Origin of the sequence: Hydrogenovibrio sp., assembly GCF_049975065.1 — a bacterium.
GTDB lineage: Bacteria > Pseudomonadota > Gammaproteobacteria > Thiomicrospirales > Thiomicrospiraceae > Hydrogenovibrio.
Window position 1 is genome coordinate 2,273 of sequence record NZ_JBNGDN010000032.1, and the last position, 19,016, is coordinate 21,288.

At 52.7% G+C, this 19,016-nt stretch carries 11 protein-coding genes; 6 read left to right on the forward strand and 5 right to left on the reverse strand.

Going from position 1 to position 19,016, the window contains the following annotated elements; genetic code table 11:
* The 4 genes from proS to ACP5D0_RS05505 all read right to left on the reverse strand — a co-directional run.
* Positions 1-545: proline--tRNA ligase (gene proS / locus ACP5D0_RS05490; RefSeq protein WP_472364652.1), on the reverse strand; the 545-nt coding region annotated here is incomplete at its 3' end.
* Between the two features lie 124 nt (positions 546-669).
* On the reverse strand, positions 670-1,296 hold the full coding sequence (gene trhA / locus ACP5D0_RS05495; protein ID WP_472364654.1) for a PAQR family membrane homeostasis protein TrhA: 627 nt from the start codon (positions 1,294-1,296) through the stop codon (positions 670-672).
* Between the two features lie 55 nt (positions 1,297-1,351).
* Positions 1,352-2,086: a YoaK family protein gene (locus ACP5D0_RS05500; RefSeq protein WP_472364655.1), complete on the reverse strand. Its 735-nt coding sequence runs from the start codon at positions 2,084-2,086 to the stop codon at positions 1,352-1,354.
* A gap of 144 nt (positions 2,087-2,230) precedes the next feature.
* Complete coding sequence (locus ACP5D0_RS05505; protein WP_472364656.1) at positions 2,231-2,443, reverse strand: hypothetical protein; 213 nt, start codon at positions 2,441-2,443, stop codon at positions 2,231-2,233.
* Between the two features lie 248 nt (positions 2,444-2,691).
* Here ACP5D0_RS05505 and ACP5D0_RS05510 point away from each other — a divergent pair, with 248 nt between their 5' ends.
* From ACP5D0_RS05510 to ACP5D0_RS05525, 4 genes are all read left to right on the forward strand, one after another.
* Positions 2,692-4,050 (forward strand): anti-phage deoxyguanosine triphosphatase, encoded by a 1,359-nt coding sequence (locus ACP5D0_RS05510; protein WP_472364657.1) that lies wholly within the window; start codon positions 2,692-2,694, stop codon positions 4,048-4,050.
* A 64-nt stretch (positions 4,051-4,114) separates the two neighbouring features.
* Positions 4,115-8,101: a PAS domain-containing protein gene (locus ACP5D0_RS05515; protein WP_472364658.1), complete on the forward strand. Its 3,987-nt coding sequence runs from the start codon at positions 4,115-4,117 to the stop codon at positions 8,099-8,101.
* Positions 8,088-11,567, forward strand: a complete 3,480-nt coding sequence (locus ACP5D0_RS05520) for a PAS domain-containing hybrid sensor histidine kinase/response regulator (RefSeq protein ID WP_472364659.1) — start codon at positions 8,088-8,090, stop codon at positions 11,565-11,567. The genes ACP5D0_RS05515 and ACP5D0_RS05520 overlap by 14 nt, the downstream gene beginning before the upstream one ends.
* The gene (locus ACP5D0_RS05525) at positions 11,564-15,292 is read left to right on the forward strand and encodes a response regulator (RefSeq protein ID WP_472364660.1); all 3,729 of its coding nucleotides are present in this window, start codon (positions 11,564-11,566) and stop codon (positions 15,290-15,292) included. Before ACP5D0_RS05520 ends, ACP5D0_RS05525 begins: the two co-directional genes overlap by 4 nt.
* A gap of 86 nt (positions 15,293-15,378) precedes the next feature.
* Here ACP5D0_RS05525 and queG read toward each other — a convergent pair whose 3' ends face one another.
* Entirely contained in the window at positions 15,379-16,626 is a 1,248-nt protein-coding gene (gene queG / locus ACP5D0_RS05530; protein ID WP_472364661.1) for a tRNA epoxyqueuosine(34) reductase QueG, read from the reverse strand.
* Between the two features lie 50 nt (positions 16,627-16,676).
* Between queG and tsaE the strand changes: the two genes are divergently transcribed.
* Together tsaE and ACP5D0_RS05540 are read left to right on the forward strand one after the other, a co-directional pair.
* Complete coding sequence (gene tsaE / locus ACP5D0_RS05535) at positions 16,677-17,252, forward strand: tRNA (adenosine(37)-N6)-threonylcarbamoyltransferase complex ATPase subunit type 1 TsaE (protein WP_472364662.1); 576 nt, start codon at positions 16,677-16,679, stop codon at positions 17,250-17,252.
* Positions 17,253-17,341: 89 nt separating this feature from the next.
* Positions 17,342-18,895: an N-acetylmuramoyl-L-alanine amidase gene (locus ACP5D0_RS05540; protein ID WP_472364663.1), complete on the forward strand. Its 1,554-nt coding sequence runs from the start codon at positions 17,342-17,344 to the stop codon at positions 18,893-18,895.
* The last annotated feature ends 121 nt before the right edge of the window (positions 18,896-19,016 follow it).

Below are 19,016 nucleotides of genomic sequence, written 5' to 3' on the forward strand. Positions count from 1 at the left end.
TTGTAGGCATCGTACATGTCATCGTAAGTGGCTTGCAGGCTGTCGCGATCCATATGGAAAGAATAGGCGTCTTTCATAATGAATTCACGCGAGCGCATGACGCCAAAACGTGGACGAATTTCATCACGGAATTTGGTCTGGATTTGGTAGAAATTGGCGGGCAGTTGCTTGTAACTGCGAATTTCATTGCGTACCAGATCGGTGATGATTTCTTCGTGCGTAGGGCCTAAGGCAAAATCGCGTTGGTGGCGGTCTTTAAAACGCAGCAGTTCCGGGCCGTAATCCTCGGCACGGCCGGATTCTTCCCACAGCTCCATGGGTTGCACCACCGGCATCAGCAATTCCTGTGCGCCGGAGCGGTTCATTTCCTCTCGCACAATCGCTTCCACCTTGCGTAACACGCGCACGCCCAGCGGCAACCAGTTGTACAAGCCGCCTGCCAGCGGTCGAATCAAACCGGCACGCAGCATCAACTGATGGCTGATGACAACGGCATCAGCCGGGGTTTCACGGGTGGTGGCGAGTAAAAGCGATGATGTTTTCATGGTGCGAAATCAAGTCCTTCTGGGTGGGTTACAGGATGGGTTAAGCGAAATCAAAAGAGGCGCATTTTAACATGAATGCTGGAATAAAGTCGGAAATCCCCAGGCCTGGTCTTTTCAATGACGGTTATCGAACATAGCCAATGACGGCAATAAAGTGGGCGATGGAACCCGCCAGAACGAACAGATGCCAAATGCCGTGGGCATGGCGTAAGCGTTGCTGGTCATCCAGAACGTAGAACACTATGCCCGCGGTGTAGGCGAGGCCGCCAAAGGTCAGCCAATAGAGTCCGCCGGTGGGGAGGGCGGCCTTTAAGGCCGAAAAGTCCAGCACCACCATCCAGCCCATCACCAGATAAATCGTCAACTGCAGCCATTCGATGCGTCGCTTGATAAAGAGATCCAGCAGAATGCCGATGATGGCAAGCGTCCAGACAATTGTTAGAATCATCAGGCCGCGACTGTCAATCAGCGTGACCAGCGTGAAGGGGGTGTAAGTCCCGGCAATCAGCAAATAAATGGCGATGTGATCCAGTTTTTGAAACACTCTTTTGGCGGAGGGTTGGCTGAAGCTGTGGTAAAGGGTGGAAAAGCTGTAAAGCAAAACCAGCGACGCGCCGAATATCAAAAAGCCGGTGAGCAGCAACGGATTGTTCTGCAAAAGGCCGACGGCGATTAACGCCCCCAGCCCCACCAGTGCCAAAACGGCACCGATTAAGTGGGTGATGCTATTGAACTTTTCGGAATCGTACATGGTGGTCACTCCAAAAGTGTGCAACGTTGTGTTTCCATAGCAAACGGACGTCAGCTCAACCTTTTGTCGAAGGTTTTAGAGACTGTTGAAAACGCCTGAAGTACAGCAGCGCCAGAACACCGTTTAGCAGTGCCGGTGCCATTAAGGCTTCGTAATGAAACCATTGGAAGGCCAGTATCCCCAGCAAACCGCCCAGAATAAAACTGAACAGCAAAGTAAACAGCAGGCCGGTTTGCCAGGTGAATTGGGTGCGATTGCGCAGCCGATTCGCCAGCGATACGCCGATGTCGGTGGTGATGCCGGTGACGTGGGTGGTGCGAATCTGCAAGCCTTTGTAACTGGCCACCATGGCATTTTGCAAGCCGCAGGCGAGCGCGGCGAAAATCAGCGCCAGCAGATTGACAAAGCTGGCCATTACGGCCGCCAGAATCAGAATAAGGGTGTTGAGCAGCAAGGCATAACCGTAGCGGCGATCTTCTTTGTATTGGCTGTGGCCGATGATCAGCGCCGATAAAAAGGCACCGAAAATAAAGCTCAACAGCAGTGCGGCACTCAGGCCGAACGCCGACCATTCAAAATGAAACCCGCTGTCACTGAGGTGCGAGGCAATGCCGGTCATCTGGCTGACGGGCAGGCCGAACTCAATCAGCATCAAGCTGTTAATGTACCCCGCCATGGCCGCCATCATGCCGGCAACCGTTAAGACCCTGCCCACCGCAATGTCACGGGTGGCGCAGGCCGGTTGCGGTGTTTGGGGTGTTGAGGCGTTATCGGGGTGGCTAGAGGGCATAAGGCAGTGTAAGAAGTCTGGTTCCGTTCAGTTTAGAGTTCAAGGGGTCGGGTATCATGGCTTATCAAGCGATTTTACAGGGTATTCGCTTAATCACCAGGCCTGGGCGTTTTTGGAAAAGCACCCGCGCGACCTTGTCGCGTTTTATTGCCCGTATTCTTCCTTGCATTTATTGACCGCGGCCCAGTAGGCTTTGTTGTCGGCGTTCTTGTTATTGTCCCACAGCTGGCTGGCCTGATCTTTGCACTCGGTGTAAGCCGCGTTTTCACAGCCGCCTAAAATTAACACACTGCCAAGTAACAGCCAGAGAGACGCCGATAACGCACGACGAAGAGAGGTGGAGAGGGATGACGTCATAATGGAACTCCTGTTTCAAGAATGAATGGAACCCGCTTTTTATGTTTTTTGCGGTGCTTTTTTAAAGCTTTGCGTATTTTTGCAGTTTATCAAATAAGTAGGAACGATAATAGGAATTTTTTGCCGTCGCTCGAAGGTTAGAGGTCGAAAAGTCGAGAAGTCGAGGTGCCCGTTTTTTAAATGGGATTGACTCGTTAGACGGTCTCGGTATTATAGGCCTTCGGCTTTTAAATGAAACAGGAAGCACTATGCACCGTGCCCTTCAAGAAGAAACCCTCTGGACACAACGTTACACGGATTTTTTAGAGAATAAACCTGCCCGCGAAGCGCGCATTGTCTATCAGCGGGATCGGGCGCGGGTGATTCACTCCGCCTCTTTTCGCCGTTTGCAGGCGAAAACGCAGATATTCGGCTTGAATGAATCCGACTTTTATCGCACCCGTTTGACCCATTCCATGGAGGTGGCGCAGATTGGTTCAGGCCTGGTGGAACAGCTGATTACCATCGGCAAAGGGCGTGACTATCTCGACTGGTTGCCGTCGTTTTATCTGATTGAAGCGATTTGCCTGGCACACGATCTGGGGCACCCGCCTTACGGTCACGGCGGCGAAGTGGCCTTGAATTATATGATGCGGACTTACGGCGGGTTTGAAGGCAATGCGCAAACGCTGCGCATTCTGTCACGGCTGGGGGAATACACCGCAAAACACGGAATCGACTTGTCGCGTCGCGCCACCTTGGGGGTGTTGAAATATCCGGCTATTTATGACGAAGTAATCGCGTTAAACACCGCCTACCAAGCCCAAATGATGGAAGCAGACGCCAACGATTTCCGCACCTTGCAGATGAACCGTTGGTATCCGCCCAAGGCCAGTGTGTATCGTGAAGAGACCGAGCAGTTTGACTGGGTGTTGAGCGTGTTTTCAGAGGCGGACAAAAAACGCTTCACTCAATTGGTGCCGAATGAAAAAGGCTTTCATAAAACCCAATACAAAGCGCTGGACACGACCCTGATGGAACTGGCCGATGACATTGCCTACGGCATTCACGACCTGGAAGATGCGGTGGCCATGGGCATGGTCAACCGCGACCAGTGGCAGGCGGACGTGATGGAACACCCGGATTTCAGACAGTATCCATTATGGGATACGGTGATGACCGATCGCCTGTTCAGCCCGCGCTCCAGAGACCGCAAACACGCCATCAGCAAAATGGTCGGCATTATGGTGGAAAGCATTGAAATGACCGAAAACGATGTGTTTGAACACCCGCTGCTGCGGTATCAGGCGCGGTTGGGGGAAGCGGAAATGGCGGTATTGGAATTGCTGAAAACCTTTGTATATCAACAGGTGATTACCCTGCCGGAGGTAAAAGGCATGGAATACAAAGGCCAGTTGATTACGCTGGACTTGTTTAAGTCGCTGCGCGCCAATCCACAAGCACTGTTGCCGAGAAATACCTTTGTGAAATATGACACCGCCGAGTCGGAACGCGATCGGCAACGGGTGATTTCCGATTACATCGCCGGCATGACCAATACCTATGCCTCGCGCCTCTACGAAAAATTTTTCACCGCCTCCCAAGGGTCGATTTTCGACCGAATCTAACGTTTTAACCAGGCCTGGTGAATTGCGTTGGGTCAATTTCGGGTTCAATTCTGTGGCGGAATTCATGCGTAATTCGTTAGGAATCCTTGGTTTCAGCGACTATAATGAGAAAAAGTTTACCGTGAAGTCCACCGTGAAGTCCACTCAATTTATGAATTTCCCGACCCTTGCTCAGATCGCGACACGCAACGTCGCGACCCTAGCCGACCACCACAGTGTGCAAGACGCACTCGATTTAATGGAGCAACACCATCTGCGCGACCTGGTCATTACCGGTGCGCAAGGCTTGCGGATGATTACCCCGCAGGATCTTATTACCCTGCGTATGCAGGCCGTTGATTTCGGCACTTCTTTGGCGGAAGTGACGCTGCACGCTGTGACCAGCCTCGCCGAAACCGAGTCGGTGATTGACGGCCTCAGTGCTTTAAAACAGGGATTCTTCGATTATTTGTGTCTGTTGAATGCCGACGGTGAACTGAGCGGGATTGTCAGCTACACCGACATGGCCAATCATTTGGATCAGCGCTATCTGTCGCAAACCCAGCGCATTGATGAATTAACCCACTTGACCGGCTATGTTTGTGTGGACGAAGCCACTTCCGTGCGCAACACCCTTTTGCAACTGAGAAAGGCTCAGGAGACGGCCGCCTTGGTTGCACGTCAAGGCCGTTGTATCGGCATTGTCACCCAGACCGACATTACCCATGCGCTGGCCGCCGATCTTTGTGGCACCACCGAGGTGGGCCGCATTATGAAAACCCCGCTGATCACCTTTTCCGGCGATCATTCTTTGCAAGACGCCCTGGTGTTCAGTCGTGAAAAACACATCAAACGCCTGCCCATTACCAATGTTAAAGGCGAAGTGACCGGATTGTTGCATCAGAAAGATCTGGTGGCGCTGGTGTATGAAAACTGGCGACATCTGCTTGAAGAACAGCAGCGTCATCTCAGCGCCGAACGCGAACTCTTCAAGAACGGGCCGGTGTTGCTGTTTATCTGGCGTCCGACCGGGGCTTGGCCGGTGGTCTATGTGTCCGAGAATGTGGAACAGGTGCTGGGGTATAAGCCGGAGACGCTGCTGCGGGATGATTTTGAATACGGTCAAATCGTGCATCCCGATGATTTTGAGCGTACCGTCAAAGAGCTGGATGCGGCGTTGGCGAGGGGCTACGAATTTGTACAACAAGCCTATCGACTGCTGGATGCACAAGGGCGGGAACGTTGGTTTTACGATTACACCCTGCCGATTTACGACGAAGATGGTCAAGTCAGCACCTTGTACGGCTATCTGTTGGAGCAAACGGATCTGCTCAAGGCCAAAAGCGAAGCGCAACAAACGCAGACCCGTCTGAAGCTGGCGCTGGAAGCCGCCGATACCGGCTTGTGGGTCTGGGATATGAAGACCGAACAGATCAACTGGTCGGATCAGGCCTACACTCAGCTGGGCTATGAGCCGCAAGCCTTTGAGATGACGCTGGCGAAATTCAGTGACTTGGTGCATCCGGAGGATCTGGACGAGATGATGACTCAGGTTCGACAGCAGATGCATGAAAGACAGGGGTTTGTGACCGAATTTCGCATGCGTAATGCGCAAGGCGATTGGGCATGGTTGCAAGGACGCGGCAAGCTGACGCGATCCGCTCCAGACGGTCAGCCGCTGGAAATGATGGGGTCGCATCTGGTGATTACCCCACAAAAGCAATTGCATGAACAGTTGGCGCTTCAGGAGCACCGTTTTCGCGGGGTGTTTGAAAACACTCGCAGCGGGGTGGCCATCTACCAACCCATAGACGAGGGTGAGGATTTTATTTTTGTCGAGTTTAATCCTGCCGCCGAACGAATTGAAAAACTCGCCAAAGAGCAGGTGCTGGGCTGTCGTCTCAGTGATGTCTTTCCAGCGGCCAAAGAATTCGGTATTCTCGATGCGCTAAAGCGGGTATCGCGTACCGGTGTTAAAGAACAGTTGCCCACGACCACTTATGCGGATGACCGGATTGAGGGCTGGCGCGAAAATACCCTGTTCCGTTTGGCTTCTGGCGAAGTGGTGGCGGTGTATGAGGATTTGACGGACATTAAGCAATCCGAGCAGAACCTTGCCATTGAACGCAAGCGTTTGGAAAACATTATTTGGGGCACCGGCGTTGGCACTTGGCAGTGGAATGTGCAGACGGGCAAAACCATTTTTAACGAACATTGGGCGGAGCAGGTGGGGTACACCTTGGACGAACTGCAACCGACCACGGTGGACACCTGGATGCGATTCACCCATCCGGACGATTTGCCGAATGCTGAAAAACGGTTACAAGCGCACTTTGACGGTCAGACCGACCATTATGAAGTTGAATTGCGGATGCGGCATAAAAACGGCGACTGGGTGTGGCTGCTGGTTCGCGGCAAGGTGGTCAGCTGGACGGCAGACGGCCAGCCGGAGTGGATGGCGGGGACGCATCAAGATATTAATGACCGAAAACAGAAAGAGCAGGCTCTGTTGGAGGCTCAGCAGGTGGCCGAAGCGGCGAATCAAGCCAAGTCGGAGTTTCTGGCCAATATGAGCCATGAAATCCGCACGCCGATGAATGCGATTATCGGCATGTCGCAATTGGGATTACAGGAGTCGGATGCCGACAAAATGCGCCATCAGTTGAGCCGAATCCATCAGTCCGGGCGTTTATTGCTGGGCATTCTCAATGATATTTTGGATTTTTCCAAGATCGAAGCGCGTCAAATGAGCGTGGATGCGCAACCTTTCTATTTATCCTGTTTGTTGGAAGAGTTATCGACCCTGCTGGCGGAACAGGCGCAAGATAAAGGCTTGTCCTTTGTCATTGACTGTCATTTGCCGAAGGACAGTTGCTTCATGGCGGATCGCTTGAGATTACGGCAGATTCTGACCAATTTACTGGGCAATGCCATTAAATTTACCGAACAGGGCTTTGTGCGTTTGCGGATTCAGGCGGAGGCGCATCCACCCGAGTTCAGCAGCGTCGCTCAAAACATGTTTGCTCAAACTCCTCAGGCCGGTTCAGAAACGCCGGTTTGGGTGTCGTTTGCGGTGGAAGACTCGGGTATCGGTTTGTCCGCGGCCGAGCAGACCCAACTGTTTCAAGCCTTTCAGCAGGCCGATACCAGTATTACCCGCAAACATGGTGGTACGGGGTTGGGGTTGGTGATCAGCGAGCGTTTGGTGCATTTAATGGGCGGTCAGCACATCCACATTGACAGCACACCGGAGAAAGGATCGATTTTCCGATTCGGACTGCCCTTAATGCCTTGCACACCCGAACAAATACCCGATGCGGCGCGGGCGGAAGGGGATACGACGGCGGTTACACGCTTGAGCGGTCGTGTGCTGCTGGTGGAGGACAATGAAATCAATCAGGAAGTGGTGACCGCCATGCTGGCACGGTTGGGCTTAACGGCTTGGGTGGCGCAAAACGGTGCTTTGGCGGTGGAAAAAGCGGCCCACACCCCGTTTGACCTGATTTTAATGGACATTCAAATGCCGGTGATGGACGGTTACCAGGCCACCCAGGCGATTCGTGCCTTTAATCGTACAGTGCCCATTATTGCGCTGACGGCGGCGGTGATGGTGGAAGATCGCGATAAAGCGCTGGCGGCGGGCATGAACGATCACCTGAGCAAACCGATTGACCCGGACAGTCTGGCGAGCCTATTGGCGCAGTATCTGCCTTCAGCCTCAGACGATATTGCAGAAAAGACACCAAAAAACGCTGTGAAAACATCCACGGCAATGAAAACGGTTTTGATTGTCGCCAGTGATAAGGTGCATTTGAAGCGAAAAGCGGCCGAGTTGCAGGCGCAATATCGTGTTAAAGTCGCGGAGAATTTTGATAAAGCCAAACGCCTGCTGGCCGCCGGTGATGTCGATAAGGTGGTGTTTATTCCCGTGCGTCAAGAGAGTCATCAGGCGGTAGAGTCGGCCTTGCAAGGCGACTCTGAAGCGGATCTCGCCGCTTTGCGTGCGCTGTTAACCGATTCAGGCGTGTCGCTTGAGGTGGACAAGCCGGAGGCGCACGATGGCGGGGAATAAGGGCAATATTTGGCAAAACACCCGCGCCTCCCTAATTTTAGCTTGGGCGTTTTTCAGCGTTTTTTCATGGAGCCTGGCGCAGGCCAGCGAAGCGGAAATGCCAGGGTTTGACGATCTGTTTGAACGGCAGAAAATGATGATGTTACTCATTGAACCGAAAACAGGGCGCATCGTCAATGCCAATGCCGCCGCGGCGGATTACTATGGCTATACCCGTGATGAAATGCGAACAATGGTTATTCAAGACATCAACACCTTTACCGACGAGCAGATAGCGCAGGAGCGTTCCGCCGCTGAGGTGGACGGACGTCATTACTTTGTGTTCCGTCATCAACTGGCGGATGGTGAGGTGCGTCGGGTGGAGGTCTATTCACAGCCTTTCCAATTTAATGGGCAAACCCTGCTGCTGTCCACCGTGCACGATGTTGAAAGTGGCTTGCAAAAGGGGCTGGCAGATTACAGTCAACGCCTTGAAGAACTGATGGACATTCGCACCGCCCAAGCGGTGTTGCGCGATCAGCAAATTCACAGTTTGCTGTTTATGGCGCTGGGGATTATTTCCATTATCGTGTTGTTGTTGCTCAGAGCCATTTCGCGCCGCGCGCGTGCCGAGCGCAAATTGCAATTGTTTGTGCGCGACTTTGAAGCCTTTTTGGATCAGACGGACGATTTTATCTATTTTAAAGATGCCGACAGTCGCATTCGCTTTTGCAGCCAGGCGATGGCGAAAATCACCGGTTTCCGCGACTGGCGGGATATGATCGGCAAGCATGATCGTGAAATTTTTCCGGAAGACACGGCCAACATTTATCAGGAAGAGGAAAAGCCGGTGTTGGAGCAGGGTGAGGCGCTGCTCAATAAAATCAATCCTTACTACGATGAAAACGGAAACACCGGCTATGTACAAACCAGTAAATGGCCGTTGTTGGATCACCAGGGTCAGGTGGTGGGCCTTTTCGGCATGAGCCGTGACATTACCCAGATCAAAGAAGCCGAGCTGGCGCTTCAGCAGGCGAAAGTCGAGCTGCAGCGAAGTGAACGCTTGTTGGAAGACGGCGAAGCTCTGGCCAAAATCGGCGGTTGGGAATACGAGGTGGCGACCGGCAAAATGTTCTGGACGCCGGGCTTGTTTAAACTGCATGAATTCACGCCGCACCCGGATTTTGATCATATTACGGAAAGCGCGAAATGTTATCAACCGGACGACCAAAAAACCATTCTACGTGCTTTTGAGCGGTGTATCGAATCTGGAGAAGCGTATGATCTGGTGTTTCCATTTACCACGCGTTCAGCGCAAAAGACGGAAGACGGTTCCGAACCCGTGCCCAATAAATGGATTCGCACTCGCACCGTTCCGCAGACAGTGAATGACCAGGTCATTCGGGTCATTGGTATAGTGATGGACATTACCGAGCAAAAACACACGGAGGAACGTCTGGAGGAGCTGGTTCGACAGGTTAAGGAGGCCAATCAGGCCAAGTCTGAATTTTTGGCGAATATGAGCCATGAGATCCGCACGCCCATGACCGGCATTATTGGTCTGAGCGAGTTGGCGTTGCAACAAACGGAAGCCGAGGTGTTGCAACGTCAGATGCGTAAGATTTATCGTTCAGGTCGTTTGCTGTTGGGTATTTTGAACGATATTCTGGATTTTTCCAAAATTGAAGCGGGTAAAATCGACATCCTTGCCGAGCCATTTGGCTTGAATAAGCTGTTGGATAATCTTGACAGTCTGTTTCGGTTCAATGCCGAAGAAAAAGGACTGGCGCTGCAATTTGAGGTGGCTGAAGCTGTAAATGGAGCCTACATCGGGGATGAAATGCGCTTGCGCCAGGTGCTTACTAATTTGATTGGAAATGCCATTAAATTCACGCCGCAAGGTTCCGTCACCGTGTCGGTTTTCGCTTCGGAAAGCCCGACGACCCAAGGTTCGAGTGGACTGGCTTCTGTCAAATCAGCGGCGACCGACACGCCGATTGCGTTGACATTCTGTGTTATCGACACGGGCATCGGCATTGAACCGGAGCAGCAGAAAAATCTGTTTAAGGCGTTTGGCCAAGGCGATGCGCGCATTAACCGCCAGCATGGCGGTACCGGCTTGGGACTGATTATCAGTCAGCGACTGGTGCAGGCGATGGGCGGCTCTGGAATTGAATTGTCGTCGGAAGCAGGGGCGGGTTCGCAATTTCAGTTTACCTTGCCGTTGATGCCCTGCCGTGAAGCCGAAAGCTTGGAAGAAGCGGTAGAACCGGTGTTGGGTGTCGATTTAAGCGCCTCGCTTACGGGACGGCTGCTGTTGGCAGAAGACAATGACATTAACCAGGAAGTGGCGCTGGCGCAGCTGGAAAGCTTTGGCCTAGAGGTGGTGTTGGCGGAAAATGGCCGCATTGCGGTGGAAAAAGCACGGCAAGAGGCGTTTGATTTGATTTTAATGGACATTCAGATGCCGGAAATGGATGGCTATGAGGCCACGCAAGCGATACGAGCGTTTAATGCCGATATTCCGATCATTGCCTTGACGGCTGCGGCCATGGTGGAGGATCGGGAGAAAGCGCTGGAAGCCGGAATGAACGGTCATCTGGGCAAGCCGATTGAATCCGAGGCGCTGCATCACCTGTTAGCCAGTTACTTAGGAACCACTGAAATCGCAGAGAAACCCACAGATAAAAAAGCGGCGGGAGATGAATTGACGCCAACCGAAACTGAAACTGAAGCCAAACCAAAACCCAAACCCGATAAGATGCCAAAGGAGCCGATTTTTTTGAAGCAAGCAAAGACACCAAGCCATGACACTGTCACCGAACAGCCGTTGATTAATGCGTCAAAAGGGCTCTTGCAGTTGGGCGGGAATGAATCCTTGTATCACAACTTGCTGTCCAAATTCGCGGTGCAATTGCGTGGCGAATTTGCGGACTTGAGCGCCATTTTGCCAGGCCTGGCAGAATCGGCAGAATCGACAGCCGCAGCCGATGCGGCCTCTTCCGAGGTGGATTGGGCGCGTTGGCAGCGTTTGAATCACGCTTTGAAGGGCGTAGCGGGCAACTTGGCATTGGAGGCGTTGTTTACGGCATCGCAATCCCTGGATAAAACCTTAAAAGCGCGAAAACAACCAGGCCTGGTGGAAGTGACACGCTTTTTAAAGGTGTATGATGCGACGGAAGCGGCGATCACCAAGGCGATGGAAGACAATACCCAAGCGGAAGCCACTGAGATGCCGACGCATGATGAGGGTTTTGATGACGTGCGGGCGGCGTTGTCGGCGTTGTTGCCCAGAGTGGCGCAAAATGAGTTTATTGACGATGCCGAACTGCAACGGCTTTCAAAAGGGGTGCCGCTGCCTTGCCGTGAGGACTGGGAAGCGGTGGTGACGGCATTGGATGATTTGGAGTTTGAACAGGCGGAGGCGGCTTTGCAGCGTTTATTGGCACGGTGTGACGCGGAAAGTGGTCAAGGGATGGATACATGATGGGCTTTGAATGGGTGAAATCACGTTGGCTTCACTTGAGTTTGGCGCAGCGGTTGATGCTGTTTACGCAGAGTCTGTTTATCGCTTTGACCGTCTTGATTGGCGGTGTGCTGGGTTACACCATTTTTCTGGAAACCAAGCAGGAGTTGATACTGGAGCAGCAACGGCTCAATACCCAGTTGGCGCAGCGAATTGATCGCGAGCTGGAAGATCGTCTGGAAACCTTGAAACCGCTGGCGCGTCAGTTAGTGGCCGGTAATCGGCTGAAATCGCTGGGTGAAATGCAGAAGGTGCTGGACTCCCGCATTAAATTGCACGATTTTTTCAATGCCGGTCTGGTGGTCATGAACCCGAAAGGTGAATTGATTTTGGATTCGCCGCGCATACCCGGTCGAATGGGACTGAATGTTGCGGATCGACCCCATGTGAAAGCCTTATTGAAAAATCCGGAACCTATGATTACTCAGCCGTTTGTGGGACGGGCGGTTAAGGCGCCGGTTTTCCAGATATTCGTGCCGATGTTTGGCGAAGATGGGCGTTTGCTCGGCTTTGTGTTTGGGGTCACCAAGCTGGCCGAAGACAACTTTCTGCTGGGGTTGTCCAAAGAGGTTCTGCAGCCGAATCGCCATTTCTATGTGTTTGATTTTGACAATAGCCTGGTGGTGACATCGTCTCGGGAAAGTTTGGTGTTGCGAGATATTAAACAGTTACGTGACAGTGAGGCGTTGAATCTCATTCGACAGGGACAAAAGGCGGGTGTGGCCGGCAGTCATTTTGGTGGTCGCGAGTTGTTTACCGCCGAGCCGCTCAGCCTCATGAACTGGTTGGTGGTGCATACGGTGACCGAAGCGGTGATTTTTAATCCGGTTTGGCAACTGCTGCTGCAGCTGATTGTGCTGATTATTGTATTGATGTTGCTGGTGGTTTTGGCGTTTGCTTGGTATTTGCGGCGTGAACTTAGGCCGTTGGAAACCTCGGCCGTGACGGTGGAAAAAATGGTCAATGGCGATATTCCGGCTCAGACCCTCACCATTGACCGCGAAGATGAGTTGGGGCGTTTGCTGAAAGCGTTTAATCGACTGGTGGCCAAACAACACACCAATATGCAGGAGTTGGAGGCGGCCAAAAAAGCCTCGGATGACGCCAATGCCGCCAAGTCACAGTTTCTGGCGAATATGAGTCATGAAATTCGCACGCCGTTGAATGCGGTGATTGGCCTCACCGACCTGCTGCTGAAGGAAAAGGGGCTGCCCTCCACCGCGAAACAGCGTATCCGGCGGGTGCACGATTCCGGCCGATTGTTGTTGGGCATTATCAATGATGTGTTGGACTATTCCAAAATCGAAAGCGGTCGTTTGGAAATCGAGCAGGTGGAATTTAATCTGAATGGTATTCTGGATCAACTGTCGGTATTGTTTGCCGATGAAACCGCTCGCAAGAAAATTGAGCTGGTGTTCCATATTCGTCCGGATGTGCCGACGCATTTAATCGGCGACAGCCTGCGGTTAACCCAAGTGCTGGCAAATCTAATGAGCAATGCGGTCAAGTTTACCGAGCAGGGTGAAATTGAACTGTGCATTCGTGCTCTGCCGGATAAGAAAAACCACACGCGTTTGGTGTTTGCCATCCGTGACACGGGCATGGGGATGACGGAAGTGCAGCGTCAGCGTTTGTTCAAAGCCTTTTCCCAAGCCGATAACTCCATTACCCGCAAGCACGGCGGCACCGGCTTGGGTCTGGTGATCAGTCAGCGTCTGGTGCATTTGCTGGGCGGCAGCGACATTGATGTGCAGTCGGAGCTGGGACAGGGGTCGGTGTTCAGCTTTGAGCTGAGTTTGCCCGTGGTGGTGCATTCGGATGAAAAAGCCATCCATTTTAACTGTGTGACCGAAGATGCCTGCCGTGCTTTAGTGGTGGACGATCAGGGGATCAGCCGTGATATTTTGCGGGAAATACTGGAGTCTTGGAACTTTGAAGTGGATGAGGCGGAAAACGCTGAGGAGGCGCTGCAGCGTGTGCGATCGCATCTGGATGAAGATCGTTTCTACAAAGTGGTGCTCATGGACTGGGAGATGCCTAAGTTGGATGGCCTTCAGGCGTTGCGGCAGATAAAAGAACTGTATCATGCGGCGGGGCAACCGCAGGCTCTGCCAGCTTTGCTGATGGTCAGTGCGCATTCGTTCAGTGAAATCGCCATGCGTAATGATAATGAGTTTTCATTCCTGCATAAGCCCTTCAGCCCCTCCAGCCTGTTTAATGCCATTAACGGTTTGCATCGCTTGGAACACCTGGGTGTGGTTCAGGATGGTGAGCAGATACGCTTTAAAGGTCAGAAGATTCTGATAGTGGAAGATAACGACATCAATCAGGAAGTGATTGGTGAAATGCTGCGCAATCTGAATTTGAATATGGATTATGCCGTGAACGGTCGGGAAGGTGTCGATAAAGTGCAAAATGGTGATTATGCTCTGGTGCTGATGGACATTCAAATGCCGGTGATGGATGGTTATCAAGCCGCCCGCGCGATTCGTCAACAAAATGCGGAACTGCCAATCATCGCCTTGACGGCGGCGGCGATGGTGGAGGATCGGCAAAAAGCGCTGGCCTCAGGCATGAATGCGCATTTGGCGAAACCGATTGATCTGAATGAACTGAAAAAGTTGATGATGGCCTACTTGGACTGGGAAACGGATCAAGGTGAATCCTTACCCGATAAAAGCAAGGAAGTCGCCCTGAACGAGGCCACCGTTAAACTGGTGGAACACCCCGGTCAGGAAGAGGTTGCCGAGCAGGCCGAGAAGGTGTTGGAGGCGACTCAGCCAGTGGTGCTGATTGTGGATGACGAGCCGGCCAATGCCAAGATTCTGGCCAATGGTTTGAAGCAGGATTATAAAATCCTGCTGGCCAATTCCGGTGAAAATGCCTTGAGGCTGGCGTCCGCTTCGCCGCAGCCGGATTTGGTGTTGCTGGATATTATGATGGCGGACCTGGATGGGTTTGATGTTTGTAAGGCGTTGAAAAATAACCCGGACACCCAGCACATTCCAATTATTTTCGTCAGTGCGTTGGATGAAATGTCGGATGAAGAAAAAGGCTTGAATCTTGGGGCGGTGGATTATATTTCCAAGCCGTTCCATTTGCCAATCGTCAAGTCTCGGGTGCGCAATCACTTAGCGTTGAAGCTGAAAACCGATTTGCTGGAAGAAATGTCGCACATGGACGGTTTGACCCACATTGCCAATCGCCGTCAGCTTGATGAAGTGCTGGTGAAAGAAACGCATCGTTTGGCGCGCAGCGGCCAGCCGTTGGGGGTGATTATGATGGACATCGACTTCTTTAAGCCCTTTAACGATAATTACGGGCACGGCCAGGGCGACTTATGTTTGCAGAAGGTGGCGCAGGCGATGCAATCGGTGATTAAACGTCCCGGGGACTTGGTGGCGCGTTACGGTGGTGAGGAGTTTGTGGTGTTGTTGCCGGAAACCGATTACGAAGGCACGCAAGGTATTGCGGAAGCCTTACGAGAAGCGGTGTCGGAATTGGGCTTGACGCATGATTTTTCCGAGGTCGCCGATCATGTCACCATCAGTGTCGGCGGTGCCGTGGGGGAAGTGGCGCGTTTGGCCGATTCGGAACGCTTGTTGAAGTTGGCGGACGAGTCATTGTATCACGCCAAACAAGCGGGACGAAACCAAGTGCATATGAGCGAGGCCGCTTTGGAGTGATGATTGGATTCAATCAAAAGTTCCTTTAGCAAAGCGCTTTTTAACCTTAGGACCTTAGGGTGGAATATTCAGATGGAATATTCGGCTTAAGGCTTGTTTTTTGGCAGATAGTATTTGGGGGCTTTGTAAGGCCGGATTTGACCAGGCCTGGTGGTTGCGGTTGCCGCCGTTGAAACCGTCGAAACCGGCTTGTGTGACTCGTTTGCGCTTGTGATTCTTTCCGCGGCGGTGTTCAGCGCTTGCTGCTGCCGCTGTCGCGCCCAGTCGCGGTGTTCCTTAACCAGGTCGGAATCGGTCTCAAGCGCCGTCAGTTCGGCGAGGATTTGCACGCTTCGTTGTGGGTCGTCTAGGGCATTACCCAAGGCAATGCAGAGGTTGCGTTGCCACTGTTCAAAGCCAATGCGTCGAATCGGCGAACCTTCAAACCGAGTTAAAAAGTCCGTTTGCGACCAGTTCATCAACTCTAATAAAGTGGCGCTGTCCAGCGGGTGCATGGCTTTAAAAGCGGCTTCGTCGGTGGGTTGGGTGAAGGTATTCCACGGACAGACCAGTTGGCAGTCGTCGCAGCCGTAAATGCGGTTGCCCATTTTAGCACGCAGCTCGGGGGCGATAACGCCTTTGTATTCTATGGTCAGGTAGGAAATGCAGCGGCGCGCGTCCACCACCCCATCCGCAACGATGGCCTGGGTGGGACACTCATCGAGGCAGGCGGTGCAGGGGCCGCAGCCCTGTTTTTCAAAAGGGGCGTCCACCGGTAACGGCAGATTGGTGTAGAGCTCGCCGAGAAAAAACCAGGAACCGGCGCGGGGGTGAATCATCAGACTGTTCTTGCCGATAAAGCCGAGACCGGCTTTTTGCGCCAGCGGTCTTTCCAACACTGGGGCGGAATCGACAAAGGCGCGGTACTGAAATGGGTGACCGGTCTCGGTGAGTTCGGCTTCGATCTTCGCGGCCAGTTGTTGCAAGCGTTTGCGCATGAGTTTGTGGTAGTCTTTGTGCAGCGCGTAGCGCGAAATATAGGCGTGATCGGCGCGGTGCAGCTGTTCAATCGGTGAATGGGCGTCCTGGTCGTAGTAATTGAGGCGGACGCTGATAATGCGAAGGGTGCCCGGTTCCAGTTCGGCGGGGCGGGTGCGCTTGGTGCCGTGGCGTGCCAGATAGTCCATGTCGCCGTGGTAGTGTTCGCCCAGCCAGTTGAAATAGTCCGCTTCATAAGCGGAGAGGTCGGTGTCGGTAATGCCGACATCGGCAAAGCCGAGCGAGCGCCCCCAGCGTTTGATCTGTTCGGCGAGGGTTGTCCAGTTCGGGGCGGTGGTTGCAGTTGTATTGTCCACGGAAATCGGTTTGCCTCGGCAGTGTTTTTTTAAGCTTAATGGTCCAGTGTATGCAAGATACAGAATCAACAGAATCATCTTTCGAATCTCATCCTCATTATTCTAACAAAATTGAGCCGGCGACCGAGTCGGCAACGTCCTCCACCTTTGAAATCGTTTTGGCGGATGCAGCGGCCACGCAAGCCTTTGCAGAGGCATTTGCCCAGGCCTGCCGTGAGGCTTCGGCGTTTCAGCCAGGCCTGGTGGTTTATCTGCAAGGGGACTTGGGGGCGGGGAAGTCGTTTTTTTGCCGGGCGTTTATCCAGCAATTTTTGCCGGGTCAGAAGGTGAAAAGCCCCACCTACACGCTGGTGGAGTCTTATGAAACCGAGCTGGGCATGGTGCGACATTTTGATTTGTATCGCTTGTGTGACCCAGAAGAACTGGCGTTTCTGGGGCTGCGGGACTTGCTGGTCGCGCCGTTTGTCGCCCTGGTGGAATGGCCGTCCAAGGGGCAAGGCGAGTTGCCGTCGGCCGATCTGACCCTGTCGTTGCAGCCTTTGGGGGCAGGACGTTGTGGTCGTTTGACGGCGAATACGGCGGCTGGAAGCCTGATTCTAAAAGGGGTTCAAGCCATTTCTGGGTGAGGCCATTCGGAAGTTGGCACATTAATTGATAAAGCTCCCATACAGTTGAGCGGCACTTCGGTGTCAAGAGCAATGTGATGGGTTGAGTTATGAATGTAAATCGATTAATGCCTTGCAGTTTATGCGTGCGCTGGCTGACACTGGTGATCAGCGTGGTTTTAACCTCTTCGTCCTGGGCGGCGACGTCTTTGGAAAAGATGCGGCTTGGGCAGGGACAAGACCAAACGCGCGTGGTGTTTGAAGTCAAGCAGAACGAGCGCTTTGAAGTCAGTGAGATGAAGCATCCGGCACGGATTATTGTGGATTTTTACGGGGCGAAAAATCGCCTGACCTTTGAGCAAATGAAGTTTTTGGATGCGCGGGTGAAGCAGGCGCGGGTGAAAAATCAGCCTTGGATGAAACGCACGCGTGTGGTGCTGGACTTGCGCGAGGATTTTGATTTTCGCTATTTTACCCTGGCCAAAAATCGCAAAGGCATCGAGCGGGTGGTGGTGGATGTGAAAAACACCCCCAGACCGGCGCAAGTGCCTCAGAAAAAGGCTTCGAAATCCAAACCGCCGTCTAAGTCGAAATCGCTTTTAGCCAGGGCGCAAGCGAAATCCACCCAGGCCAGCCTGCGCAACTCGCCCAAGCCTTTGGTGGACATGGCGTCCAAACCCGCCCAATCGTCTAAGGCCTCCAAGGCGTCCAAACGACCAGAAAAGGTGGTGAATCATCGCCAGACGCAAAATTTGTTAGACCGTGACAGCGATGTGTTTGAAGCGAAAAATAAGCCGCTGGTGGTGGCCATTGATGCCGGACATGGCGGCAAGGACACGGGTGCTATCGGTTATAACAAGGTGCGTGAAAAGGATGTGGTGCTGGCAATGGCGAAAAAGCTGAAAAAGCATATTGACGCCAAGCCGGGGATGCGGGCGGTGCTGACCCGTGACCGAGATGTGTTTATTCCCTTGCACAAACGGGTGCGAATTGCTCACCAGAGAGATGCGGATATTTTTCTGTCGATTCATGCGGATGCTTTTCCCAATCCGAAAGCGCGTGGTGGCTCGGTGTATATTTTGTCCAGCAACGGTGCCAGCAGTGTGATGGCGCGGATTTTGGCGCGTTCCGAAAATGCGTCCTTGCAGGATGTGAAGTTAAAAGGGCGCGATGCCGATGTGGCGTATGTGTTATCCGATTTGACCCGAGAAGCCAATATTCGCGCCAGTCGTAAACTGGGGCAGATTATTCTGGGCGAGATGGCCAAAAATGTTCATCTGCATAAGAAATCCGTGCAATCGGCGGACTTTGCCGTGCTCAAGTCGATTGATATGCCGTCTTTGCTGATTGAAACCGCGTTTCTGTCCAACCCGGGCGAAGCCCGCAGATTGACAACCGATCGTTTTCAAACTCAGTTGGCGCTTTCCATTGCCAGCGGCCTGGAGAAATTTGTCAATGACAATGCCACCAAGCCGAGATGGGGGGAAACCATGTATGTGCATTACCGTGTGCAGCCGGGCGATACGCTGTCGGAAATCGCCGCCAATTACAATATTTCCACTTATCAGTTGAAAAAACTCAACGGTATCAAAAAAGCCGATCGCTTGGTGGTGGGTAAGAAGTTGCGCATACCGGTGTCGGAAGACGTGATTGCCAGTCTTTAACCCGAAAAATTCATAAATTAGGCACCATCTCGCTTGCCCCTTGATTCCACAAGCCATATTTTCTCAGTCGGTCGTAATCGTGGAGTCGACACTTCTTCGAAAATTTCCTTGTGAAAACAAA